This is a genomic window from Poseidonibacter antarcticus (assembly GCF_003667345.1).
GTDB lineage: Bacteria > Campylobacterota > Campylobacteria > Campylobacterales > Arcobacteraceae > Poseidonibacter > Poseidonibacter antarcticus.
Genome location: NZ_RCWF01000006.1, coordinates 14,955 through 39,452, shown reverse-complemented (window position 1 = coordinate 39,452; position 24,498 = coordinate 14,955). Strand labels below are relative to the sequence as shown.

The following is a 24,498-nucleotide window of genomic DNA, read 5'->3' as shown; positions in this document are numbered from 1 at the left end:
TATAATTATTGGATTATGTAAGTAATGAAGATTATGATTTTAGAAACTTTAATTATAAAAAAACAAAAGAGCTTATGCTCTTTTGTTTTTTATAAATCTTGTTCAATAACTCTTTGGAATTTATTAAAATAAATATCAGATGCAACATCTAATTCTTTATATACATCATTAATAGAAATTTTATCACCTTGAACTAAACCTAATTTAGAACAAGAAATATTTTTACTATTAGCAAGTTTTTCAAATGCTTCACAATTTTCTGGTTTAACTTCAACAATTGCTCTACTTAATGTTTCAGAGAAAATATCTTTTGAATCATTTAATGAAATACTAGCTTCAACTCCATGTTTACCAACAACTGCCATTTTTGCTAATGCAATTGCAATTCCACCAACATTAACATCTTTTGCAGATTCTAATAATGAAGCTTTATTTGCTTCAATTACTGTATCCCATAATTTTAACTCATTCTCATAGTTAACCTCAGGATGAGAACCAGCTACTACTGAATACATTTTTTTCATATATAAAGATCCACCAAATTCACTTTTAGTATCTCCTAAAATATATAAAATATTTCCTTCTTCTTGAATACAAGAAGGTAAAACTTTATTTGCATCTTCATTAACACCAACCATTGCAATTGAAGGAGTTGGGAAAACACCCACACCATTTGTTTCATTATAAAGTGAAACATTTCCACCAATTACAGGAGTATTTAATTCTTTACAAGCAGTTTTAATACCCTCACAAGAGTTTGCAAATTGCCACATTACTTCTGGATTTTCTGGATTACCAAAGTTAAGACAATCAGTGATTGCTTTTGGAACAGCACCACTCATTGCTACATTTCTTCCTGATTCCATAACAGCAGCTGCTGCTCCTAATTCTGGATCGATATAACAAAGTCTTGTATTACAATCAGCACTCATTGCTAATGCTTTTCCTGTTTCTTTAATTCTAATAGATGAACCATCTAGCGAACCAGGTCCTTTAATAGTATTTGTTTGTACCATTGAATCATATTGAGAATAAACCCAAGATTTATCAACTACTTCCATATCAGAAAATAAATCATCAAATGCAACTTGATTTGAAATTTCTCTATCAAGTTTAATTTGATCTAAACCATCTAAATAAGCTGGTTTACTAATTGGTCTATCTAAAATAGGAGCTTGTTCTGATACTGGTTGAACAGGAACTTCCGCACATTTTTCACCATGCCAGAATAATTCCATATTTCCAGTAGCTGTAACTTCACCAATTACTGCAACATCTAATTCCCATTTTTCAAAAATATCAATAATAGCTTGTTCACTACCTTTTTTTGCACAAATAAGCATTCTTTCTTGAGATTCTGAAAGCATGAAATCATAAGGAGTCATTCCTTCTTCACGTGCTGGAACTTTATCTAAATGCATAATCATTCCAGAATCACTTCGTCCTGCCATTTCAAATGCAGAAGATGTAAGTCCCGCAGCACCCATATCCTGAATACCAATAATTAAATCAGCTTTAAATAATTCTAAACAAGCTTCTAAAAGTAATTTTTCAGTGAAAGGATCTCCAACTTGAACAGTTGGTCTTTTTGCTTCATTATCTTCTGTAAATGCAGCTGATGACATTACTGCACCACCTAAACCATCTCTACCTGTTTTAGAACCAACATACATTACAGGATTTCCAAGACCTTCTGCAAGTCCTAAGAAAATTTCATCAGCTTTTGCTAAACCAATAGTAAATGCATTTACAAGGTTATTACCAGCATAACATTCTTCAAATGTAGTTTCTCCACCAATAGTAGGAACTCCCATACAGTTACCATATCCACCAATACCAGCTACTACACCACGTAAAAGGAATCTATGTTTTTGTGCAATTTCGCTATCGCCTTCAATACCTGCAAATCTAATTGAATTCATATTTGCAATTGGTCTTGCACCCATTGTAAATACATCTCTTAAAATTCCACCAACACCAGTTGCTGCACCTTGATAAGGTTCAATAAATGAAGGGTGATTATGAGATTCCATTTTAAATACAGCAGCATATCCATCACCAATGTCAATAACACCAGCGTTTTCACCTGGACCTTGGATTACCCATGGAGCTTTTGTAGGAAAACCATTTAAGTATTTTTTACTTGATTTGTATGAACAATGTTCAGACCACATAGCAGAGAAGATACCAATTTCTACATAGTTTGGTTCTCTTCCTAAAATTTCTTTAATATTATCTAATTCTTCAAGTGTTAAAGAGTGAGCAAGTGCTAACTCTTCTAGGTTCATGTCTTTTTTTTGCATCTTTAGCCTTAAATATGGTTATTATAGTTAAGGCGATTATATCTAAAAAAGAGTTAAGTTTTCTTTTAACCTTCGGCTAAAATTTTAATTTCATTATTTACAATTTCTAAAAAGAGTTCTTTTTTACCTTTAAAATTAACTGATGGACTTACATATCTTTCATCCATTATTATTTTAAACATTCTTTTATTTAATGAATTTGGATATGGAGTTATATTAATATTTGAAAACTTGATTTTTTTTCTTTCTTTTTTTGAGAATACTCTATGTTTATACTCAGAAAATATTTTAAAATCACTTCCATCATCTTTTTTAAACTCTGGAGAATAATATTTTAGATATCTTTTAATATCCGATTTCTTCCAAGAATCTTTCCATTTATAAATAGATGATAAAACTAAAGATATTTCTTCTCTTTTTGCTTTTTTAAATTCTCTATCACTTGTTAATAAAATTGCATTTTTTAAATCAATATTTTTATCAAGTTTCTCAAGTTCATGATTATCTAAAGCAATACATCCTTTTGTATATTTTTCTCTTTCTACATTTTCTAATGGCATTCCGTGAATCCAAATACCATATCCTTTTTTATTTAATGATTTATCAAAAGTATTAGGATAAGAAGTTACTAGTGCAAAAGGACCATAAAATTGATCTAATTTTGTTTTTTTACTAATTAAGTCATATACTCCTTCAGGAGTTCTTTTATCACCTTCTAAATATTTATCACCCTCTTTTTCACCAACAATAACACTATTTCTTGTTATAAGATTTAGTCTGTTATTATCAATTTTGTATAGTTCTAGTTCTGACTCTTCTTTATGTGTTAATATAATGTATTTTTTAGTTTCATAGTAACCTAATTCTACATCTTTATTTTTTAAATAGGAATCCCAATATTCTTTATCTCTTAAGCTGTTTTCAAGTTTTTCTTCAACTGCATTAAGACCTTTTAATCTATATAAATCTACTAAATCAGTTGCAAAAATATTTATAACCATACATAATAAAATTATGATTTTATTCAATTGCTTCTCCATATTCTTTTTTAAGTTGTGCAATTGTATAATACTTGTACTAATTTCTAAATAAAAAGTGAATTACCAGTGAAAAAAATCATCCTAAGTATTATTATTTTCTTAAGCTTTTTGCATTCTGCAGAAGTAAAAGAACTATCGTGGCCCAAAGGCGAAAGCTTTCTTACATTTTTAGAGAAATATTCTATTCCTCAAAAACTATATTTTGACCTTGAGAAAGAAGATAAAGAGTTATGTTCAGAGATTGTTGCAAATAGAAGATTTTATCTTTATACCGAAGATGATGGAACTTTTAATCAAGTATTAATTCCAGTATCAGAAGATATACAAATTCATATTTATCAACAAAGTAATGGAAAATACAAATTCCAAACTCTACCTATTAATTACAAAGAATATACAGAATCAATAGCCATTCCAATAACTAAATCTGTATCATATGATATAAAAAAAGCAACAGGAGATGTAACCTTAGCAATACAATTACAATCTTTATTTAAAGGCTCAGTCGATTTTAGAAAGATGAGAAAAGGTGATTTTATTGCCTTGAAATATACTAAAAAAAGTCTTCTAGGTAGACGTCTTGGATTACCTGAAATAGATGCAGCAATGGTTGAAGTTAGAGGGAAGAAGTATTATAGAATCAAAAATAAAAAAGATGACAAATATTATAATGAAAAAGCAAAAGGTTTCACAAAAACATATTTTTTTAGAATTCCTTTAACTTATAAAAGAATTTCAAGTAAATTTACAAGAAAAAGATGGCATCCTGTATTAAAAAGATATAGAGCTCATTTAGGTACTGATTTTGCAGCACCAAGAGGTAGAAAAATCTATGCAGCAGCAAATGGTACAGTTGAATTTAAAGGTCGTAAAGGTGGATATGGTAATACTATAATTATCAATCATCATAATGGATATAAGACATTATACGCACATCAAAATGGTTTCAAAAAAGGCTTAAGAAGAGGTCAAAAAGTAAAAAAAGGTCAACATATAGGATATGTTGGGACTACAGGTCTTAGTTCTGGACCTCATTTACACTTAGGACTTTATAAAAATGGAAATGCAATAGATCCTATGAAAGTAATAAAAAGACCTAAAACTAATGGACTAAAAGGACAAAGAAAAGTAACTTTTATTGCAAATGCAAAGAAAATAATTAATCAATTTGAAGATGAAATAACAAATGGAAATAAAACAAAAGTAATAAAATTAGATAGAATAGCATATAAAAGTGACCTAAAAAAAATATAAGGATAAAAGTCCATGCCTCAAGATGTAATAATAAAAGACCCTAATAAACTTTTAGAAGAACTTGAGGCTCTACATCCAAGTGATATAGCTAATAGTCTTAAAAAAATTGAAAAAGACAGTGAAGATGACTTTTTCTTTGTTCTTAAAAAACTTCCTGATGAAATATTAGGAGAAGTACTACTTGAATTACCTGATAATTTAAGAGATGATGCCTATGCTGAACTTTCAAGTGAACAATTAACAGATGCCCTTGACGAACTAGAATCTGATGACCAAACAGATATTATTCAAGAACTCGAAGAACATAATGAAAAAAAAGCTAAAGAAGTTTTTGATGGTCTTGAAGTTGAAGATCAAAAAGAGATTCATTGGCTTAAAACATATGAAGAAGATCAAGCTGGTTCATATATGCAAACCGAGCTTTTCTCAGCAAACTTAAAAGAAACTATTAAAGAATCACTTGATCGATTAACGCAAGGTAAAGCATCAGATGAATTAGAAAATATTCACCAAGTATATATTGTAAATGATGATAAAAAATTAATTGCATCAATATTATTAGAAGATTTAATCATTATTGATTTTAAAAAAACTTATGAAGAAGTTTTAAGTGAATATGATGAAAATAAATTTAAAGCATTTGATGTACAAGATAAAGATGATATTGATAATGTTGCAAAAATATTTGAAAAATATGATTTAAATGTTGTTGCAGTTACAGGATATCAAGGAATGCTAATGGGAAGAATTACATCTGATGATATATTAGATGTAATTGAAGATAATGCAACAGAGCAAATGTACCAATTAGCAGGTGTTGATCACGATTTTGAAAATGATGATAATCTTTTTTCAACTGCAAAAAAAAGAGCTATGTGGCTTTGTTTAAATCTATGTACTGCTATTTTAGCTTCCTTAGTAATTGGAATTTTTGATGAAACAATTCAATCATATGTTGCTCTTGCTATTTTAATGCCAATAGTTGCATCAATGGGTGGAAATGCAGGGACTCAAACACTAGCTGTTATGGTTAGACAATTAGCCTTAGGTGATATTGAACTTGATAATGCAAAAGATGCAGTTAAAAAAGAAGTAATTGTTTCTTTATTTAATGGATTATTATTTGCAATTTTAATGGGAATAATTGCATGGATTTGGTTCGATGAAAAACTCTTAGGTTTAGTAATTGGGATATCAATGATTTTAAACTTATTCTCAGCAGGATTCTTTGGAGCATCAATTCCATTAGTACTTAAAAAGTTTGATATAGACCCAGCTGTAGGAAGTACTGTTTTACTTACAACAGTAACTGATATAGTTGGGTTTTTCTCATTTTTGATGTTAGCAAAAGTGATTTTATTATAGTAGTGAGTTAAAACTCTCTACTATAATATATAAATACTTATTTTCTTAAAGAAGAAGAAACAATAGATAAAAATTCATCTTTTGTTTTCTTATTAGATTTAAATAATCCTCTTAATGCTGAAGTAACAGTAGTAGAACGAATCTTTTGAACACCTCTCATTTCCATGCACATATGTCTTGCATCAATCATAACAGCAACACCTTTTGGTTGTAAATGTTCATTTAAAGCATCACAAATTTGCTCAGTTAATTGCTCTTGTATTTGAAGACGACGTGCAAATACATCAATAACTCGTGGAATTTTAGAAAGTCCAACAACTTTTCCATTTGGAATATATGCAACATGTACTTTTCCAATAATTGGAAGCATATGATGTTCACATTGAGAATAAAATTCTATATCTTTTATTACAACCATTTCATCATTTGTAGAAGTGAAAAGTGCTTTTTGAAGAATTTCTTTTGGGTCTTCTTTATAACCACTACATAAAAACTCAAGTGATTTCCTCACCCTACTTGGAGTATCTAATAAACCTTCTCTATTTGGATCTTCACCTAAATGCTCTAGTATTTTTTTAATAGAATTTTCGAACTCTACATTTTTATCCATAAAATATTTCCTTTAACCTTTTATCAAATTTCCCATATCCCAAATTGGTACAAAAACTGCAAGAACTATCCACAGAATTAAACTCATAATACCAAGTAAAAAAAATGGCTCAATTATCGATGTTAATAAATTAATTTTTTCATTAAATCTATTTTTATATATTTTCTTTATTTCAGCAACTGTAATATCTAATGAATTTGATATTTCACCAGTATTAATTAAATTTAAAACTATGTCATCAAATATATCTGCTTTTGAAAAAGAGAAATTAATAGTTTTACCATTTTGTAGTAAATTATCAATAAGCGATATTTTATCTAAAAGGTATTTATTTTTTATTAAAACTTTTGTTGAGATTAAAGACTTATGAAATTCATACTTTGATTTAAGCATAATATCTAAAAGTAAAAAGAATTTGTAAAGTTGCATATTTAGATAAACATCTTTTATTATATAAATATTTCTGACTAAAATCTTATGAATAAAATATTGAAATTTTTCATCTTTTTTGTAAAATAAAAAAATACTGAAACAAATAAGTGACATTATAATTAAAATAAGTACCAAGTAGTTTTCAAATAAATATTGTACATTTAATAAAATTTTTGTAGCCAAAGGTAATTCTGCTTTTGTTTGTTCAAAAATTAGTTTGAACTTTGGTATTACAAAATAAAAAATTGAAATAAGCGAAAAGAAAAAGCTTATTAATAAAATTATTGGATAAGTAATTGATTTTAAAAAGTTCTTCTTTATTTCACTTGATTCTTTTAATAATTCATATAATGCTTTTACATTTGCTGCAATATTTCCATTTTCTTGAGATATATCAAAAAAAGAACCTACTAAATAATTGATTTTATATATTTTTAATTCTTCTGAAATCTTTTTGCTACTTGTTAAAGAGTTTTTTAAAGTGTTAAGAAAAGCTAAAATATTTTTATCTTTTCTATTTTTAATTAGTATATTTAAGCTATCAGAAAGTGTAATATTTGAAGATAACATAAGATTTAATTCATAAAAAATATTGATTAAATCTTTTTCTTTTATTACTTTTTTATTTTGAAATAACTCAGCTAAATTAAAATCTTTTATCTCTTTTATACTTAATATATTTGTAGGTAATTTTTCTTTTGAAATATCTTCTGTTTCAATTATTATAGTTTCAATTCCAATATTACTTTGATAACTGATTTTATACTTTTTCATTAGTAATTCACTGCTTTAAATACTTCTTCAATAGATGTAATATTTAGTGAAACTTTTTGCTTTCCATCATCAATCATAGTTTTAAAATTTATACTTTTTAAATATTTTTTAATTTCATTTATATCTTCTTTTTTAAATATCATTGATGAGATATTTTCATCTATGCTTAAGACCTCAGCAAGACAAGATCTATCATAATATTTTGTATAATTACACTTTTCACATCCTTTAGCATCACAAAACTTACAATAATTTAAAACAAGTCTTTGTGCAAGTACTAATTTTAATGTAGATGAAATCAAAAAAGGGTCTGCATTTAAATCCATAAGCCGTGAGATTGTTTCTACTGCATTATTTGAATGAATACTAGCTAATACTAAGTGCCCAGTTAAAGAAGCTTGTAAAGCCATATCTAAAGAAAACTTATCTCGTATTTCACCTATGAATATAATATCAGGATCTTGTCTTAGAATATTTCTTAAAATCAGTTCAAAACTAAGCCCTACTTTTGTATTAACTGCAATTTGTGATATTGAATCAATTTTATATTCTATTGGATCTTCAACTGTTATAATTTTCTTTTCATTTGAGTTTAATTCTTGTAATATTGAATATAAAGTTGTTGTTTTACCAGCACCCGTTGGTCCTGTTATAAGAATTAAGCCTTGCGTTAATTTCAAAGCATCTTTTAATATTGAAAATACATTTGTTGATAAGCCTAAATCTTCTATTGATTTATTAATATTCTTTTTATCCAATATTCTAATAACAATTGATTCAGAATCAATTGTTGGCATTGTTGAAACTCTAAAGTCATAAATATCATTATTAATATTAATTGAAAATCTAGAATCTTGAGGCAATCTTGTTTGTGTAATATCTAGATTTGAAATAAGTTTGATATGAGAAGATAGTACTTTTAATAATTCTATATTAAAAGTAAAAAATATTTTAAGTTTTCCATCTACTCTAAACCTAAATAATACTAACTTAGAGTATTTCTCTATGTGGATATCACTTGCTCTTGTTTCAATACATAAATTTACTATTACTTTTAAAAACTTTTCTACAAATAGATCATTACTATTAATCTTACTTATTGAATTTTTGGCAAGTTCATACAAATTTATTTTTATATCTATAAAACTCAATAAAAATAATAAATCATTAATTTCTATTTCTTTAAATTTTAACACTTTGTTAAAATCATTATTTATATTTGTTAATTTTGATTCTTTACACACTAATAAGTCTAAAGAGATATCATCTTCTTTTATAGGTACAATCTTATGCTTTAAAAAATATTCTTTACCATATATTGTAAATAAATTATAATCAATAAGTATATTATTCATTTTTATACAACTTTAAATTCAAATTTGTTCCTTTATAGTCTAAAATTACACTTTTTTCTTTAATTTCAATAATTTTATATTTTCCAACTCTCTCTTTTAATGTATACCACTTATTATTTAACAATATATAATTTGAAACAATAGCATTAAGTTTAAAAATATCTTTACTTATCTTTTTTACTACTTGAACTTTATCTTTTTTTTCTGTTTTATTTTTATCTTTTATATAATATTTTTTAAACTCTGTATTGATTTCAAAACTATACTCATTGCGTTTTCCTTTAGTTAAAATATTTACCAAAATAATATTAGAATAGTTATTTATAATTTCTAGTTTCCTAATTAAACTTTTAATTTTAAGAAGTGTTGTTTTTCCTTTAATCAAAAGATTCTTATTTTTATACTCTATTGAAATAATTTTTATTTTTTCTAAATTAGAATAATTTTCTATTTTTTTTATTATTTCTAGATATGATTTATTAAATTTCTTAGTTAATAAACCATCTAATTTAGATCTATTATCTTGAATATATTCCTTATTAGTCCCAGTGTAGAAATAAATATAAAAATATATAAAGAACAAAGGTAAAATATACAATTGTATTTTTACCTTTATACTACTATTTACAAAATTATTACCTATTGATTTTAACATTTAAAACACCTATAAATATATTTTCAGAAGAATCAGACTTACGTATACTATTTCCTAATAAGCTCTTTCTATAATGATTTAAAAGTAAATATATATTGTCTTTATTATTTGAACTTACCTTAATATTTATATTTTTAGAAGTAAAACTAAAAGATATAAGTTTTAAATCAAGTTCTTTAATTGTCTGAATTAATTTTGTATATTCAATTTCAAAAGGAGCATATTTGAGTACCTTAAGTATTTTGAAGTATTTTTCTTTAGATTCTTGAAGTTTATGTAGATTTTGTTTATTAAAATTTTCTTCTTCATAATTTTTATAAATAAACATACTTAATACACATATAAGCAAATAAAATAGGTAAAAATAAAATGATTTTTTACCTTTTATATTTATATTTTGTAAATAAGAAATATCTATACTAGGTTCTTTCTTTTGCATAATTTCATGTAGTCTTATTTCATCAATCTCTTTTACTTTAGTAATTGTAATATTAAAACTTTTACTTATATACTCAATTAGTTCTTCTTTTGAATATTGCTGATTTATTTTTTGGTATGTATATAAATGATTGTCATTAAATATAACAAAGAAATCTTTTGTTATATAAAGTGTAAAAGTATTATCATCATTGGGATTTTCATCATAAATTAGTTCAAATATCATATATTTAAAACTATTATCAAAAACAAAAATTTGGTATTGATTTGAATGTTTAAGGAAGGTGCAATAAATTTTATCGTTAGGACTATGTTCAATATTATTTAAATCTAGAGATGTTATTGCAAAATTTAGAATATTTTTATCTCTAATTTTTTCAGAAACACCAACAAGTATACTTTTTATTTCTGAATTTTTTGCAATATTTTCCATTTTTAAACCATCATAATAATCTTTATAATTATAATAATGTAAAAATATATATATTCAATTAAAAAAATATATTAGTTTATTATTTTAAGAATTGATTATAAAGAGAAAGTTCTCTTTATAATGTTATGTCATAACCAAGATCTTTAAGACCTTGTCTATCTTTTGTCCAACCTTTTTTAATTGATACAAAAAGCTCTAAGAAACATTTTCTACCAGTTAGTTTTTCAATTTTTAATCTTGCATCTTTACCAATTCGTTTAATTGCTTCTGCATTTTTACCAATAATCATACCTTTTTGTGTTCCTTTTTGAACAATAATAGTGGCTTTGATTACATCAACTTTTGGTTTTTCTTCAACTTTATTAATTAAAACATCAGTTTCATAAGGAATTTCATCTGAAATATTCTCAAAAATTGATTCTCTAATAAACTCTTTAAAAATATCTCTCATATGTTCAGTAGTCATAATTTCAGGATCAAATAAATATGGATGTTCTGGTAAATGTTTTACAACAGAATCTAAGATATCAGCATGCGTTGTAGCTTTTTTAATAGATACAGGAATAATTGATTCATATCTATCTGAATATTTTCCATACTCTTCCATTTTTGATAAAACTTCTGCATTTGAAACATTATCAATTTTTGTAAGTAATAAAATATGTTTTATATTTTTCTTATTTTTAACTAAGAAATCTTCATAATATTTTAATTGGTCAGTAACAGGTGCCAAAAATAAAATTAAATCACAATCACCCATTGCTTTTAATGCTTCATCTAACATAAATTTATTTATAAGTTTTTCAGTTTCATGAATTCCTGGTGTATCTACAAATACAATTTGATCATCTTCATGCATTACAATTATATTTGATCTTTTTCTAGTAGCATTAGCCTTGTGTGAAACCATCGCAATTTTTTCACCAACAAGCCAGTTTAATAGTGAACTTTTCCCAGCATTTGGTCGTCCTACTACTGATACATAACCACATTTAGTCATTTTTTCTCCTTAAGCAATTTTTTTGCTCTAATATATCGCAATATTAGCATCTTTGTGATTACAATGTGGTAAAATAAATTTATGTATGTGATTAATTTTTCAGAAATATGAATAAGCTTACTCATCAGAAAACCACTTCTTATTAAACTTTATCAAGGATTCTGGGTAGTGTCTATGTTTAGGTATATTATTTACAATAATTGCAATAATCAATAAAATAACACAGCCTGTTAATACAGGAGCTAAAATATACATATATCCCAAATCGTGTATCCCTTCTCCACCAATTATAGCAATGAGTGCTGTTGCTCCACCTGGTGGATGAAGTGTTAGAGTTAATTCCATTACAATTATAGATAAAGACACCGCTAATGCAGAAGATAAAATCATATGATCTGGTAAAATTTTATATACGCTTACTCCAATAAATGCAGATACTAAATGTCCTCCAACTAAATTTCGCGGTTGTGATAGAGGTGAGTTTACCGCACCATAAATAAGTACAGCACTTGCCCCAAAAGAACCAATAATCAATGACAAATCAGTTCCTTGTAACATATCCAAATGAAAATATCCAACAGCTAATATACCTAAAAAAGAGCCTATCCAAGTCCAAAATATATTTGCTTTTTTTAATGGTTCTGAATTAATCTTTTTAAATTGTTTTAAAAATTTGTTCATTTCCTTATACCACAAACAGCATTTGCTATTTCCATCACCTTATCATATTTTATATATCCATCTAGTAAATATTTATTCAATTTCTTTCCTTAAGTATGATAGATTTCAAATTGTTTATCTTTTTCTTTTAATTTATATCTTTTTCCCAAAGACTCTTTAAAAGGTTTCCCTAGAAACTCTGATTCAATAGCTTTTTTTGCTAAATTTATATTTAAACTTGGGTTTACAATCAACTTATTTAAAATCTTTATTGATAAGTCAGATTCTTCTCTTTTTATAAATTTCATTTCATCATTTTTTGAAATACTTCCCTCTTTTAAAACCTTTGCATACCAACCAGTTAAACCACTTTCAAAAATAAATTTTGTCATCTCATTTTTATTTGTGTTTGCACTTAGTTTCCAACATGCTTGTCTTGGCTGTGTTATTTGTATTTTTGATTCTCCAATACTATAAATATCTCCGATACAAATATCATTTTCTGAAATATTTGAGAGAATAATATTTTCTCCAAAATGTGCAACACCATCAATTTCAAATGAAGTTTTACACTGTTTATTTATCTCCTCATAAGTTTGTTGGGAAAACATGAAAAGTGCCTTATTCTCTCCTCCATGATGTAATAAATCAGCTTGTTTATCTCCTAGAAAACCTACTTTTGTAAGAAATGCTTTTGACACTGGCTGTTTTTTTATTCCAGAAAGCATCTCTTTTCTTTTACTATTTTCTAGCTTTGTTGTTGTGACTTTCCCTATTTTAATAAATAATACTTTTGCTATTGTTGTTTTCAAATATTTCTCCATTAACACTATTAATTTAAGTTTTCAGGTGTTATAATAACAAACAACTGTCTCTTTGACAAGGTACAGATTTATATAATTTTAAAGGACAATTATCTATAAACTTATCAATTCATCAGTACCTTTATACATCCAATTATATACTCAAATGAAAGTTGAAATCGAAAAAAATTTATCCGCAGGATCAAAACTTCCTTCTATACGAAAGATGGCTCAAGATTATCAAATAAGTAAGAATACAGTAGAGTCAGCATACAGCCAATTATTTGCAGAAGGGTATATTGAAAGTCGTCCACAAAGTGGCTATTTTGTAAGTAGCGATATAAAAAATTATTTACCACTTACAAAAACAATAAAGCAAACTGCTTTACCAAAGATACCCCATTTATTATATAATTTTTATCCAGCACAATTGCATAATAATAATTTCCCAACTAAACTATGGTCTAGCTTACACAATAAGATTATGAAAGACAAAATTGATTTTGGAAGCTATCCTGATAAACAAGGAGAATTCACACTAAGACTACAAATATCAAAATATTTAAGCCACAATCGAGGAGTACAATGTAATCCAGAACAAATCATAGTATCTAGTGGCTTTGCAGATTCTATGTTTATTATTGCAACTCTTTTAAAATCTTTTACAACTCAACTAGCCATTGAATTTCCAGGATATACCGTAGTCAGACAAGTGTTTAAAAATCTTGGTTATTCAATTGAAAATATAGCTATTGATTCAAATGGAATTCGTTTAGAAAATATAGAAAAAAGTCACTGCAAACTTTTATATGTTACACCATCACACCAATACCCAACAGGTGTAACTATCCCTATTTCAAACCGTTTTAAACTTATTCAATGGGCAACTAAAAACAATGCCTATATTATAGAAGATGACTATGATAGTGAATTAAGTTATAATAATCGTCCCATTCCAGCACTTCAGGGAATTAATGATAATCATTGTGTTATATATTCAGGGACCTTTTCAAAATCTCTCTCCCCTGCACTTAGAGTAAGTTATCTGGTCTTGCCCACAAAGTTACTATCAATATATAAAAAGATTTTCACTTATCCCTTTTCTGGGGTATCTATTGATACACAAAAAACACTTGAACTTTTTATAAAAGAGGGATATTGGGAAAAGCATATTCGTAAAACTCGAATGTTAAATAAAAAGAAACATGATATTATGAAAAAATCTTTATTATTTTATTTAGATACTAAAATTAAAATATTAAGAGAAGGAAGTGGACTCTCACTAGTTATTATCCCTACAGTAAACATAAATTGGAAAAAACTTCAAGAGCTAGCAAATGACAAAAAAATAAAACTTTATTATATTCATTATGATTCTACTGCCACATTTGATGCTCTATGTATGGGATTTGGAGGATTCTTAGATGAAGAGATACCAAATGCTATAGAAGCTTTTTCAGAAATATTTTTAGAAGTTATACAATAAATTCAAAAGTGTATCTCTGCAACCTCTTCACAAAAATAGGAGCGATATTCATCACTATAAATAGTCTTACGATATGAGGCAGTGTAATATATTGTTATATTAATTATTTATATATTTTATCTTCTCCTAAAACTTAAACTCTTTAATAAATCATTCTTTGTTATATTTTCATTATCATTTAAATCGGCAATTGTTCTTGCAACTTTTAGCACTTTATTTATACTTCTAAACGTAAGCTCATAAGAGATAATCGCTTTTTCAAGTAATGGTTTTGATTCATTATCCAAAAGACAATATTTTTTAATATCTTCATCTTTTAACTTACCATTTAATTCACTTTGCCCTCTTTGTTTTTGTCTTTTAAAAGCATTAATCACATTTGTATGTAATTCTTCTGAGCTAACTGTATTTTTAGAATCATTTGAAGTATCATTCATAACCACATATAAATCAATTCTATCAAGAAAAGGATCAGAAAGGCGATTTTTATACCTTTGGATTTCTGCTTCATTACATCTACAATTTTTAATACTTGATAAAAGGTTACCACAAGGACAAGGATTCATTGAAGCTATAAATATAAATTTTGTTTCATATTCTGTTTTACTATTTACTCTTGATATTAATATTTTATTATCTTCTAATGGCTCTCGCATAGCTTCAAGTATTGATTTTGAGAAATGTGGTAACTCATCAAAGAATAAAATACCATTATTACTAAGTGCTATTTCACCTATTTTTGCATTTGCACTTCCACCACCAAAAATTGATGATTTTGTTGAACTATGATGAGGATTTCTAAATGCACGAATTGGTACAAAATCTATTTCTTTATAATCCAAAGCTAGAAGTTTTGCTTTTTCCAAAATCTCTTCAAGTGACATTGGAGGAAGTATATATTTTATTCTTTTACTTATCATACTTTTTCCACAACCAGGTGAGCCTTCAAAAATAAGATTATGGTTACCAGCAGCACAAATCAAAGCTGCAAACTTTGCATTTTCTTGCCCTATTACATCTATAAAATCTTCTGTATATTTTTTTTCATAATAAAATTTTTCATCATTTATTTTTATTGTTTCATAGTCTAATTTTGAAGATTTATATCTGTATTTTTCTCTGTGTTCTTTATCATCTTTACTAAAAAATATTAATGCCTCATCTATATTTTTCACAACATATATTTCTAAATCTGGAATATTTGAGATTTTCTTAGCACTATCTTCACATACTAATATCTTTTTTATTTTTTTATTTTTAGCAAGAGATAATACAATTGGAAATATTGTACTTGTATCTTTTATTTCACCATTTAAACTAAGTTCTCCAAAAACATAAAAATCTTTGAAAACATCTTTTGTTACATCATAAAGTGCAATTTGTAAAGCAATAGCTAAATCAAAATGAGTACCTTTCTTTTTTATATCAGAAGGTGATAAATTAATCGTGATTTTTAAAGGAGGGAACTTATAACCATTCATTAATAATGCTGATTTCACTCTATCTTTTGACTCTTGAATACTTGTTGAGATCAATCCAACAATAGTAAAAGAAGGCAAACCTTTTGTAAAAGAAGATTCAACACTAATACTTAAAGCATCTATGCCATCTAGTGATGCTGAGTTTATAATTTTCAATAGAACTCCTTTAATAATATATATAGTTATTATAACAAGTTATTTAATCTTTCAATCTTAAATATAAAATACTATATAAAGTCAAAAAGCAACTGTTTTTCTAATTTCTGTAAATATTTTATAATTTAATCAATTTTAATATCAATACAAACTACAAAAAGGTATAAATATATCTAATGATTTAATATATTTTAGGGAGAACAATTTATGAAATTAATGCCATGTCCTGAGTGTCAGCATGAAATAAAAGAACAATTAGGAACAGTTTGTCCAAATTGTGGATATACAGTTGGATATTTTAATGGAACAAATAAAAGACCTAAATATGCTAAGTTTTTTGCACTTAGTGTATTTTTACCATTTATATCTTTTTTAACTATTGTTATAACATCAATGAATAAAATAAGCTTTGCTTTTGGTGTGATTGTATTTATAGTTATTGCATATAAATCTTGTCCATATTTCTATAGGAACTTATTTATTACAAAATTTGAAAAGTTTTTCTTTTGGTTAGTTTGGATATTAGTAAATAGTTTACTTATTACTATGATATATAATTTAGTTCATAAACTACAATTAGTATAAAAGATAAGAAAAAATATTAATTTATTTTTTCTCTTCTTTTAATTTTCGTTTCCACTCTTTTTCAAACTTTTTTCTTTTTAAAAAAGATAAATGTTCAATAAATAAATGACCAGATAAATGTTCCATTTCATGTTGCCATGCAACTGCTAGGAAATCTTCTGATTCCATTGTTTGCTTTTGTCCATGTCTATCATAATATTCAACTATAATATGTTGAGCTCTTGTAACATCTTCTGTAAAACCTGGAACGCTTAAACAACCTTCTGTAAAAACTTGTACTCCATCTTTATGTGTAATAACTGGATTAATAGCTTCAATTAAGTCTTCTTTATTTTGAATATCTTCATCATCTGGTAAAGAAATTATTAATACATTTAAAGGAATTCCTACTTGAATAGCTGCAAGTCCTACACCTGCATGATCCATCATAGTTTCATACATATCATCTAGAAGAGTGTGAAGTTCTTCATTGAACTCCACTACATCTTCTGATTTTAATCGAAGTAATTTATTAGGATAAGTTATAACTTCTCTAAGCATTTTACAAACTACTTATGTTTAGCAATAACTTCATCAATAAGACCATAAGCACAAGCTTCATCAGCACTCATAAAGTTATCTCTTTCTGTATCATTAGCAATAGTTTCAACTTTTTTTCCAGTTTGTTCTGCAATCATTGCATTTAAACTATCTTTCATTCTTTGAATCTCTTTTGCTTGAATTTGAATATCAGTTGATTGCCCTTGAGCACCACCTGATGGTTGGTGAATCATTATTCTAGAGTTAGGAAGAGAATATCTCTTACCTTTAACTCCAGCTGATAATAAAAATGCACCCATAGAAGCAGCTTGTCCTATACAAATAGTACAAACATCAGGTTTAATATAATTCATAGTGTCATAAATAGACATTCCACTAGTAATAACTCCACCTGGAGAGTTTATATAAAGATAAATATCTTTATCTGGATCTTCTGCTTCTAAAAAAAGTAATTGAGCAACAATAGTTGATGCTACTTGATCATTTACTTCACCACTTAACATGATGATTCTATCTTTAAGAAGTCTTGAGTAAATATCGTAACTTCGCTCACCTCTTCCACTTTTTTCAACTACGTATGGTATATAACTCATTTTTTATCCTATTATAAGGTTTATTTTCCTAATTTTTCGTCTAATAATTTAGAAATAACTTTTTCTTCAATCATTGACATTTTAATTGCTGGAAGGTATCCTGCTTCTTGGTATTGTTTTAATACATCTTGAGGATTTTGTCCCATTTGCATTGCTTCATAGTATAATACTTGAGAAACTTCTTGATCAGAAACTTCTACAGATTCTGCTTTTGCTAATGCATCAACAATAAATGTAGCTTTAACAGAATTTTGCGCATCTTCTCTTAATTCTTCTCTCATTTCTTCAACTTTAGCAGGATTTTCTTGTAAAGCTTTGATTTCATCTTCACTTAATTCTCTAACTTTATTATTTAAAGCTTGATTAATTTCTTGATCAACAACAGTTGCAGGTAATGCAAAAGTTAATTTTTCAACTAAAGTTTCTAAATATGCAGGTTTTAATTCTTCTCTGTAATATTTATTTTTTGCTTCAGCTTTCATTTGTTCTTCAAGTTTTTCTTTTAATGTTGCAACAGTTGCATTTTCTTCACCTGGTAACATTTTAGCAGCAAATTCATCTGTTAATTCAGCAGCAGCTTTTTCTTGAATTTCGTGTAAAAGAACTTTAAATACAGCTTCTTTACCAGCTAAATCTTTTGATTGATATTCTGCTGGGAAAGTAACAGTAATATCTTTAGCTTCACCATAAGTCATACCAATGATTTGTTCTTCAAATCCTGGGATAAATGAACCTGAACCAACTTGTAATGCGAATTTTTCAGCTTTTCCACCTTCAAATGCAACACCATCAACAAAACCTTCAAAATCAATTAAAGCATGATCTTTATCTTGAACTTCTCTTGGTGTTTCAATTGCAGTTAAAGGAGCAGATTGTGCAGCCATTTCTTCTAATTTAGAATCAATTTCTTTTGTATCAACAGCTTTATCTTCAACTTCTGGTAATAATGATTTATAATCACCTAAATCAACAACTGGTTTACAAGCTACTGATACTTCAATATCAATTGAACCATCTTCTTTTTTATCAAATTTAGAAATTGAAGGCTCACCTACTAAATCTTCATTAGAAATATTTAATTCTTTTAAACCATCAGCTAAAATAGCTCTTAATGCATCACCTTCAGCATCTTCTCTTAATTTATCTGCATATCTTTGTTTTACAACTGCAACAGGAACTTTACCTTTTCTAAAACCTTGAATATCCATTGTTTTAGCAGCTTGTTTAGCTACTTTGTCTAAGTTTGTTTCAATTGTTTCTTTTGTAATCGTTGCAGATACTACTGCATTTGCTTCATCTACTCTATTTGCTTTGAATTCCATCAAATTTACTCCGATTGTTATAATTTTAACCGTGATTTTATCTAAGAATTACTAAAGCTTTAATAAAATATATATTTAAAGGAGTTTTTACTTGCAATTTCTATACATAAATGTGATTTATTTAATGCTAATACCTACTTTTATTTTAATGTTTTTTATAATTACCAAGAAGAATTCATTTGATAAATACTTTTCAAAAGAAGTATTAGAAAAGCTTTCAGTTTCTAATCAATATTTTTCAAATAAAACAAGAAATATTATTTTATTTATTTCTTTATTATTTATGATAGTAGCACTCGCACGCCCTGTAATTAATGAAAAAGAGCATAAATCAAAACAAAAATTAAACGCTGTAATAATTGCAATTGATCTTTCAAAATCAATGCTTGCAAATGATATATATCCTACAAGATTAGAGTTTGCAAAGAAAAAACTACTAGATATAATTAAATTATCAAAGACAAATGCATTTGGAATAATTTTATTTGCAAAATCTTCTTTTATTTTATCTCCTGTTACACAAGATTTTACATCATTAAAGATATTAATTGAAAATTTAGACAGTGGAATGAATTTTGATAATGGTACAAATATCTATTCAACACTTGAAACAACAAATAAATTATTAAAAAACTTCAAAAATAAAAATCTTATTTTATTAACAGATGGTGCTGATAAAAAAGAGTTCAAAAAAGAAATAGACTTTGCAAATAAAAACAATATAAATATTTATATCATTGCAACAGCTACAAAAAAAGGAGCTGCGATAAAGTTAAAAAATGGAAATTATTTAGTTGATAAAAAAGGTAATATTGTAACTGTTAGATTAAATGAACATATAAAAAATCTAAGTTTAAAAACAAATGGAGCTTATATAAATTATTCACTTGATTCAAATGATATTTCTCAAATTTTAAATGAAATAAATTCTAAATCAAAAAAACAAGAGTTTAAAGAAAAAAGATTTAAAACTTATACTGAATTATTTTATTATCCTCTTAGTTTTGGAATATTTTTACTTTTAATTGCATTTTCATCTTTACCTAAATTATCTTTCAAAAATAAAAAAACTATACAATCAATTCTTTTCTTAATCTTATTTTTCAACCTAGATAAAATAAATGCTGCAACATTTGATTTTCAGACAATTGAAGATGCAAATAAAGCCTATAAAGCTAAAGATTATGAAAAAGCAGTAGAAGAGTACAAGAAAGTTAATAAAAGTCCTCAAGCTAAATATAATCAAGCTTGTTCATTATATAAAGATAAAAAATTTAAAGAAGCAATAAATATCTACAAGAGTATAGAAAGTGATGATAAAGATTTAAACTATAAAAGATTTCACAATCTTGGAAATGCATATGTAAAAACACAAAATCTACAAGAAGCAAAAAAAGCTTATGAAAATGCCTTAAAATTAAAAAATGATAAACAAACAAAAGAAAATTTAGAATTAGTGAAAAAAGCATTAAGAGAACCAGAAGAAAATAAAAGTCAAGATAGAAAGAAGCAAGAAAATAAAAAGCAAAATAAACAAAAGCAAAAAGAACAAAAGAAAAAAGAACAAAAAAATACTAAAGAAAAAAATATCCAAAAAACAAAACAAAATGAAATATCAGATTTAGAAGAAAAAAAATGGTTAGAACAATTAGAAAATCAAAAAACAAATCCACTTATGAAAAAAATGGAATCTAAAAAAGAAGGGAATGAGTTAGAAGGAAATCCTTGGTAAGAATTTCCTAAAAAATATAAAGATGGAAAAATCTAAAAACTAATAGTTTTTAGATTTTCTCATTTGAAGTAACTCTCTTTGAACAGAAATATTAACTGCTTCATCTGGTTCATAATCAAGTGAATAATTTCTACCATCATAATCAACAGAATTTAAAATAATTTTCATAGCTTCAAGTCTAGCTTTATGTTTATTATCACTTCTTACAATATGCCATGGAGCAGATCGCGAAGTTGTACGTCTAAGCATTTCATATTTTTTTTCAGAGAATTCATCCCATAAATCTTGTGCTTGCATATCAACTTCTGAGAATTTCCATTGTCTTAATGGATCTTGAATTCTTCTATCAAATCTTCTTTTTTGCTCTTCTTTTGAAACAGAAAAATAAAGTTTAACTAGAATCATTCCTTGTCTTACTAAATCTTGCTCAAAATTTACAACATCTTCCATAAAAATTTCATGTTCTTCTTTTGTACAAAATCCAAAAATCGGCTCAACCATAGCTCTGTTATACCAAGATCTATCAAATAAAACTATTTCTCCACCTGTAGGAAAATGTTCAATATATCGTTGGAAGAACCATTGTGTTCTTTGTGTATCATTTGGTTTACCAAGCGCAACGATACGGTAATGTTTATTATTCATATACCTAGTCATTCGTCTAATAGCACCACCTTTTCCAGAAGCATCTCTTCCTTCAAAAAGAACAATCATTCTTTGATTATTTGATTCTAAATGATTTTGAAGCTTAATTAATTCAATTTGATATCTTTTTAACTCTTCAAGATCATATATCTTTTGTACACCCTCTTTTAAAATATCAGTATCGAGTTTTTTATAATCACCTAATATTGATAATAATTGTTCATTTTCTTTAATTAGTTTTGATAATTGTTCATTTTCAAAACTATTTTCTTTAGTAGCAACTGGTTTATTTATTACAGTTTCGATTTTATCCTCTTTTAACATTATAGAATCTTTAAATTTTTGCATTAAATCTAATGCAGATTTCTTAGTTAAATTATCTTTTTTTGTATAACCTAAAACTTTAACATATCTTTTTCTTTCATATTGGAATCTTGCTATATATTTTTTCCCAAAGATAGGATGAGCAACTTTAGAAATATATAATCCACTATGGTTCGTTCTTTCGAAATCACTTAAATTCATAATCAAATAGACCTTGCAAATTTATTTTCTTGTTCCATATTTTCAATCTCTTCAGTACCAGATATTAAAATATTATCATCAGTTTTTATATCATTCACATCAATTTTATTTGGATAATCAACATGAGTTAGAATATGCTTGATACAATTAATTCTTGCTTGTTTTTTATTATCACTTTTTATAACTGTCCAAGGTGAAATATCAGTATTTGAAGCCATAAGCATAGAAAATTTTGCAATTGTATACTTATCCCATAATTTTTGAGATTCTTTATCTACAGGTGAAAGTTTATATTGTTTAAGCGGATCTACTTCTCTTTTTTTAAATCTCTTTGCTTGTTCTTTTTTAGATACAGAAAAATAAAATTTCATTAAAATAATTCCTGATTTTACAAGCATTTGCTCAAATTCTGGAACTTCTTTTAAAAATTCATGATGTTCTACTGTTGTACAAAATCCCATTACTGGTTCAACACCACCTCTGTTATACCATGATCTATCAAATAATACTATCTCTCCTGCACTTGGAAGATATTGTGTGTATCTTTGAAAATACCATTGAGATGTTTCAATATCACTAGGTTTTTCTAATGCAACAACTCTTGCACCCCTAGGATTTAAATGCTCAGTAATTCTCTTGATAGTTCCACCTTTACCAGCAGCATCCCTACCTTCAAAAATCATAAGAACTTTTAGACCTTGTTCTTTTACATGATTTTGCAATTTTAATAATTCAATTTGTAATTTTGTAAGCTCTTGTTCATATTCTAAAGTTTCTTTTTTAACCCAAATTTGGACTTTTTTAGGCTTTTTCTTTTTTATATCAGGAGTACTATCTTTACAATCTTCTTTTTCTAAAGAAGAGTTTAAATCTTCTAAATCTTTTATCTCATCACCTATAATATCTCTGTCTTTCCCCATCATTAATTTCTATCCTTTATGAAAGTCTGCTTTTATATTCATTATAGCCAAAGATGTTTACAATTTGATAACACTTGTTGGATACCTTTATTACAATTGCAGGTAACTTAATCCCATTGAAGGTTGTTGTTTTAACCATTGTATAATGTATCATATCTTCTAATATGATTTTATCACCAATTTTTAGGGGCTTATCAAAAGAATAATCTCCAATAATGTCTCCTGCTAAACACGTGTTTCCACCAAGTCTATAGGTAAACTCTTTTTCATTTGCAATGCCACTATTTCTAATTTCTGCTCGATACGGCATTGCAAGAGTATCAGGCATATGTGCTTCTGCTGAAGTATCTAGTATTGCTAAATTCATTCCATTTTTAATTACATCCAAAACTGTTGCAACAAGGTAACCCGTTTGCCAACCTACTGCTTCACCTGGTTCTAGGAATACTTTTAAATGTGGATATCTAATTTTAAATTCTTTTAATAATTTAATTAAACCTTCAACATCATAATCACTTCTTGTAATATGATGACCTCCTCCAAAATTTACCCATTTTAATTGAGAAAAATATTGAGAAAAGTTTTTTTCAAATGCATTTAATGCACCTTCAAGAGCATCTACATTTTGTTCACAAAGTGCATGAAAATGTAAACCTTCAACATCATCAAGATTATTTTCATCAAAGTTTACTTTTGTGATACCTAACCTTGAGTTTACAGCACAAGGATTATATAAGTCTACTTCAACACTTGAGTATTCAGGATTAATACGTAAACCTATTGAAACGTTATCTTTTGCTTTTTCTCTAAATTGATTTAATTGATTAAAAGAGTTGAAAACAATGTGATCTGATAGTCCTACTATTTGATCAAATTCTTCTTCTTTGAATGCAGGTGAATAAGTATGTACTTCTCCACCAAACTCTTCGCGAGCTAAAATAGCTTCATTAAGTCCTGAAGCACAGCATCCTTTTAAGTATTTTTTACATAAATCAAATGTTGAATATAATGAAAAGCCTTTTAATGCTAAAAGAATATTAACATCGGCTTCATCTTGAACTCTTTTTAATAATTTTAAATTCTTTTCAAGTAAATCTTGTTCACATACAAAACTAGGACTTGGTAATTTATCAAAACTATCTACAATTTTTTTAATTTTCTTCAAAAGGTTCGAATTCCTCTTTTGATACACCACAATCTGGACATTCCCAATCTTCTGGAAGATCTTCAAAAGCTGTTCCAGGTTCAATCCCAGAATCAGGGTCACCAATCGCTGGATCATAGATATAATCACATACTGTACATATATATTTTTGCATAATAACTCCTACTTTTTAATTTAAATATTATACAAGTTTATTAATTTTAAAAGCACTTAATTAAAAAACTAG

23 protein-coding genes are annotated in these 24,498 nt (G+C 26.7%); 5 read left to right on the top strand and 18 right to left on the bottom strand.

Going from position 1 to position 24,498, the window contains the following annotated elements; translation table 11 throughout:
- Positions 1 to 89: 89 nt before the first annotated feature.
- Both purL and D9T19_RS08525 read right to left on the bottom strand, forming a co-directional pair.
- Entirely contained in the window at positions 90 to 2,303 is a 2,214-nt protein-coding gene (gene purL / locus D9T19_RS08530) for a phosphoribosylformylglycinamidine synthase subunit PurL (RefSeq protein ID WP_121627816.1), read from the bottom strand.
- A 65-nt stretch (positions 2,304 to 2,368) separates the two neighbouring features.
- Positions 2,369 to 3,331: a L,D-transpeptidase family protein gene (locus D9T19_RS08525; protein WP_228197994.1), complete on the bottom strand. Its 963-nt coding sequence runs from the start codon at positions 3,329 to 3,331 to the stop codon at positions 2,369 to 2,371.
- A gap of 78 nt (positions 3,332 to 3,409) precedes the next feature.
- Here D9T19_RS08525 and D9T19_RS08520 point away from each other — a divergent pair, with 78 nt between their 5' ends.
- Both D9T19_RS08520 and mgtE read left to right on the top strand, forming a co-directional pair.
- Positions 3,410 to 4,597: a peptidoglycan DD-metalloendopeptidase family protein gene (locus D9T19_RS08520; protein ID WP_121627814.1), complete on the top strand. Its 1,188-nt coding sequence runs from the start codon at positions 3,410 to 3,412 to the stop codon at positions 4,595 to 4,597.
- Positions 4,598 to 4,609: 12 nt separating this feature from the next.
- On the top strand, positions 4,610 to 5,962 hold the full coding sequence (mgtE, locus tag D9T19_RS08515; RefSeq protein WP_121627813.1) for a magnesium transporter: 1,353 nt from the start codon (positions 4,610 to 4,612) through the stop codon (positions 5,960 to 5,962).
- A 37-nt stretch (positions 5,963 to 5,999) separates the two neighbouring features.
- Here the strand turns inward: mgtE and folE are convergent, their stop codons facing one another.
- The 8 genes from folE to D9T19_RS08475 form a co-directional block, all read right to left on the bottom strand.
- On the bottom strand, positions 6,000 to 6,572 hold the full coding sequence (gene folE / locus D9T19_RS08510; RefSeq protein ID WP_121627812.1) for a GTP cyclohydrolase I FolE: 573 nt from the start codon (positions 6,570 to 6,572) through the stop codon (positions 6,000 to 6,002).
- 12 nt (positions 6,573 to 6,584) lie between these two features.
- Entirely contained in the window at positions 6,585 to 7,778 is a 1,194-nt protein-coding gene (locus D9T19_RS08505) for a type II secretion system F family protein (RefSeq protein WP_121627811.1), read from the bottom strand.
- Complete coding sequence (locus D9T19_RS08500) at positions 7,778 to 9,133, bottom strand: GspE/PulE family protein (RefSeq protein ID WP_121627810.1); 1,356 nt, start codon at positions 9,131 to 9,133, stop codon at positions 7,778 to 7,780. Before D9T19_RS08500 ends, D9T19_RS08505 begins: the two co-directional genes overlap by 1 nt.
- Positions 9,126 to 9,788, bottom strand: a complete 663-nt coding sequence (locus D9T19_RS08495; protein WP_121627809.1) for a hypothetical protein — start codon at positions 9,786 to 9,788, stop codon at positions 9,126 to 9,128. Before D9T19_RS08495 ends, D9T19_RS08500 begins: the two co-directional genes overlap by 8 nt.
- Positions 9,769 to 10,659, bottom strand: coding sequence for a hypothetical protein (locus D9T19_RS08490; protein ID WP_121627808.1), 891 nt, complete (start codon positions 10,657 to 10,659; stop codon positions 9,769 to 9,771). The genes D9T19_RS08495 and D9T19_RS08490 overlap by 20 nt, the downstream gene beginning before the upstream one ends.
- 115 nt (positions 10,660 to 10,774) lie before the next feature.
- Positions 10,775 to 11,659 (bottom strand): GTPase Era, encoded by an 885-nt coding sequence (gene era, locus D9T19_RS08485; RefSeq protein WP_121627807.1) that lies wholly within the window; start codon positions 11,657 to 11,659, stop codon positions 10,775 to 10,777.
- A gap of 117 nt (positions 11,660 to 11,776) precedes the next feature.
- Complete coding sequence (locus D9T19_RS08480; protein ID WP_121627806.1) at positions 11,777 to 12,340, bottom strand: HPP family protein; 564 nt, start codon at positions 12,338 to 12,340, stop codon at positions 11,777 to 11,779.
- 89 nt (positions 12,341 to 12,429) lie between these two features.
- Positions 12,430 to 13,131, bottom strand: coding sequence for an MOSC domain-containing protein (locus D9T19_RS08475; RefSeq protein WP_121627805.1), 702 nt, complete (start codon positions 13,129 to 13,131; stop codon positions 12,430 to 12,432).
- Between the two features lie 100 nt (positions 13,132 to 13,231).
- Between D9T19_RS08475 and pdxR the strand changes: the two genes are divergently transcribed.
- Positions 13,232 to 14,608, top strand: a complete 1,377-nt coding sequence (gene pdxR, locus D9T19_RS08470) for a MocR-like pyridoxine biosynthesis transcription factor PdxR (protein WP_322900275.1) — start codon at positions 13,232 to 13,234, stop codon at positions 14,606 to 14,608.
- Positions 14,609 to 14,724: 116 nt separating this feature from the next.
- Here the strand turns inward: pdxR and D9T19_RS08465 are convergent, their stop codons facing one another.
- On the bottom strand, positions 14,725 to 16,245 hold the full coding sequence (locus tag D9T19_RS08465) for a YifB family Mg chelatase-like AAA ATPase (RefSeq protein ID WP_121627803.1): 1,521 nt from the start codon (positions 16,243 to 16,245) through the stop codon (positions 14,725 to 14,727).
- A 207-nt stretch (positions 16,246 to 16,452) separates the two neighbouring features.
- Here D9T19_RS08465 and D9T19_RS08460 point away from each other — a divergent pair, with 207 nt between their 5' ends.
- Positions 16,453 to 16,830, top strand: a complete 378-nt coding sequence (locus D9T19_RS08460; protein WP_121627802.1) for a hypothetical protein — start codon at positions 16,453 to 16,455, stop codon at positions 16,828 to 16,830.
- 21 nt (positions 16,831 to 16,851) lie between these two features.
- Here D9T19_RS08460 and def read toward each other — a convergent pair whose 3' ends face one another.
- From def to tig, 3 genes are read right to left on the bottom strand one after another with little or no spacing between them, the layout of a single operon-like run.
- Positions 16,852 to 17,370, bottom strand: a complete 519-nt coding sequence (gene def, locus D9T19_RS08455; RefSeq protein ID WP_121627801.1) for a peptide deformylase — start codon at positions 17,368 to 17,370, stop codon at positions 16,852 to 16,854.
- 8 nt (positions 17,371 to 17,378) lie between these two features.
- Entirely contained in the window at positions 17,379 to 17,963 is a 585-nt protein-coding gene (clpP, locus tag D9T19_RS08450) for an ATP-dependent Clp endopeptidase proteolytic subunit ClpP (protein WP_121627800.1), read from the bottom strand.
- Positions 17,964 to 17,983: 20 nt separating this feature from the next.
- A complete protein-coding gene (gene tig / locus D9T19_RS08445) occupies positions 17,984 to 19,285 on the bottom strand; it encodes a trigger factor (RefSeq protein WP_121627799.1) in 1,302 nt (433 codons plus the stop codon).
- A gap of 91 nt (positions 19,286 to 19,376) precedes the next feature.
- Here tig and D9T19_RS08440 point away from each other — a divergent pair, with 91 nt between their 5' ends.
- Complete coding sequence (locus D9T19_RS08440) at positions 19,377 to 21,017, top strand: VWA domain-containing protein (protein WP_162984568.1); 1,641 nt, start codon at positions 19,377 to 19,379, stop codon at positions 21,015 to 21,017.
- A 39-nt stretch (positions 21,018 to 21,056) separates the two neighbouring features.
- On the opposite strand, the gene ppk2 (D9T19_RS08435) is transcribed toward D9T19_RS08440, so the two are convergent.
- Genes ppk2 (D9T19_RS08435) through rd form a run of 4 tightly spaced genes read right to left on the bottom strand, consistent with a single transcriptional unit; the run spans position 21,057 to position 24,426 of the window.
- On the bottom strand, positions 21,057 to 22,187 hold the full coding sequence (ppk2, locus tag D9T19_RS08435) for a polyphosphate kinase 2 (protein WP_121627797.1): 1,131 nt from the start codon (positions 22,185 to 22,187) through the stop codon (positions 21,057 to 21,059).
- 2 nt (positions 22,188 to 22,189) lie between these two features.
- The gene (gene ppk2, locus D9T19_RS08430) at positions 22,190 to 23,107 is read right to left on the bottom strand and encodes a polyphosphate kinase 2 (RefSeq protein ID WP_121627958.1); all 918 of its coding nucleotides are present in this window, start codon (positions 23,105 to 23,107) and stop codon (positions 22,190 to 22,192) included.
- A 16-nt stretch (positions 23,108 to 23,123) separates the two neighbouring features.
- Positions 23,124 to 24,263 (bottom strand): carboxynorspermidine decarboxylase, encoded by a 1,140-nt coding sequence (gene nspC, locus D9T19_RS08425; RefSeq protein ID WP_438942775.1) that lies wholly within the window; start codon positions 24,261 to 24,263, stop codon positions 23,124 to 23,126.
- On the bottom strand, positions 24,259 to 24,426 hold the full coding sequence (gene rd / locus D9T19_RS14680; protein WP_121627795.1) for a rubredoxin: 168 nt from the start codon (positions 24,424 to 24,426) through the stop codon (positions 24,259 to 24,261). The genes nspC and rd overlap by 5 nt, the downstream gene beginning before the upstream one ends.
- Positions 24,427 to 24,498 lie beyond the last annotated feature (72 nt).

Coding starts and splice junctions, on each gene's coding strand:
- mgtE (WP_121627813.1), top strand. CDS start 4,610: ATGCCTCAAGATGTAATAATAAAAGACCCTAATAAACTTTTAGAAGAA.
- tig (WP_121627799.1), bottom strand. CDS start 19,285: ATGGAATTCAAAGCAAATAGAGTAGATGAAGCAAATGCAGTAGTATCT.
- D9T19_RS08495 (WP_121627809.1), bottom strand. CDS start 9,788: ATGTTAAAATCAATAGGTAATAATTTTGTAAATAGTAGTATAAAGGTA.
- era (WP_121627807.1), bottom strand. CDS start 11,659: ATGACTAAATGTGGTTATGTATCAGTAGTAGGACGACCAAATGCTGGG.
- D9T19_RS08505 (WP_121627811.1), bottom strand. CDS start 7,778: ATGAAAAAGTATAAAATCAGTTATCAAAGTAATATTGGAATTGAAACT.
- rd (WP_121627795.1), bottom strand. CDS start 24,426: ATGCAAAAATATATATGTACAGTATGTGATTATATCTATGATCCAGCG.
- ppk2 (WP_121627797.1), bottom strand. CDS start 22,187: ATGAATTTAAGTGATTTCGAAAGAACGAACCATAGTGGATTATATATT.
- D9T19_RS08490 (WP_121627808.1), bottom strand. CDS start 10,659: ATGGAAAATATTGCAAAAAATTCAGAAATAAAAAGTATACTTGTTGGT.
- folE (WP_121627812.1), bottom strand. CDS start 6,572: ATGGATAAAAATGTAGAGTTCGAAAATTCTATTAAAAAAATACTAGAG.
- def (WP_121627801.1), bottom strand. CDS start 17,370: ATGCTTAGAGAAGTTATAACTTATCCTAATAAATTACTTCGATTAAAA.
- purL (WP_121627816.1), bottom strand. CDS start 2,303: ATGCAAAAAAAAGACATGAACCTAGAAGAGTTAGCACTTGCTCACTCT.
- ppk2 (WP_121627958.1), bottom strand. CDS start 23,107: ATGGGGAAAGACAGAGATATTATAGGTGATGAGATAAAAGATTTAGAA.
- D9T19_RS08500 (WP_121627810.1), bottom strand. CDS start 9,133: ATGAATAATATACTTATTGATTATAATTTATTTACAATATATGGTAAA.
- D9T19_RS08480 (WP_121627806.1), bottom strand. CDS start 12,340: ATGAACAAATTTTTAAAACAATTTAAAAAGATTAATTCAGAACCATTA.
- clpP (WP_121627800.1), bottom strand. CDS start 17,963: ATGAGTTATATACCATACGTAGTTGAAAAAAGTGGAAGAGGTGAGCGA.
- D9T19_RS08460 (WP_121627802.1), top strand. CDS start 16,453: ATGAAATTAATGCCATGTCCTGAGTGTCAGCATGAAATAAAAGAACAA.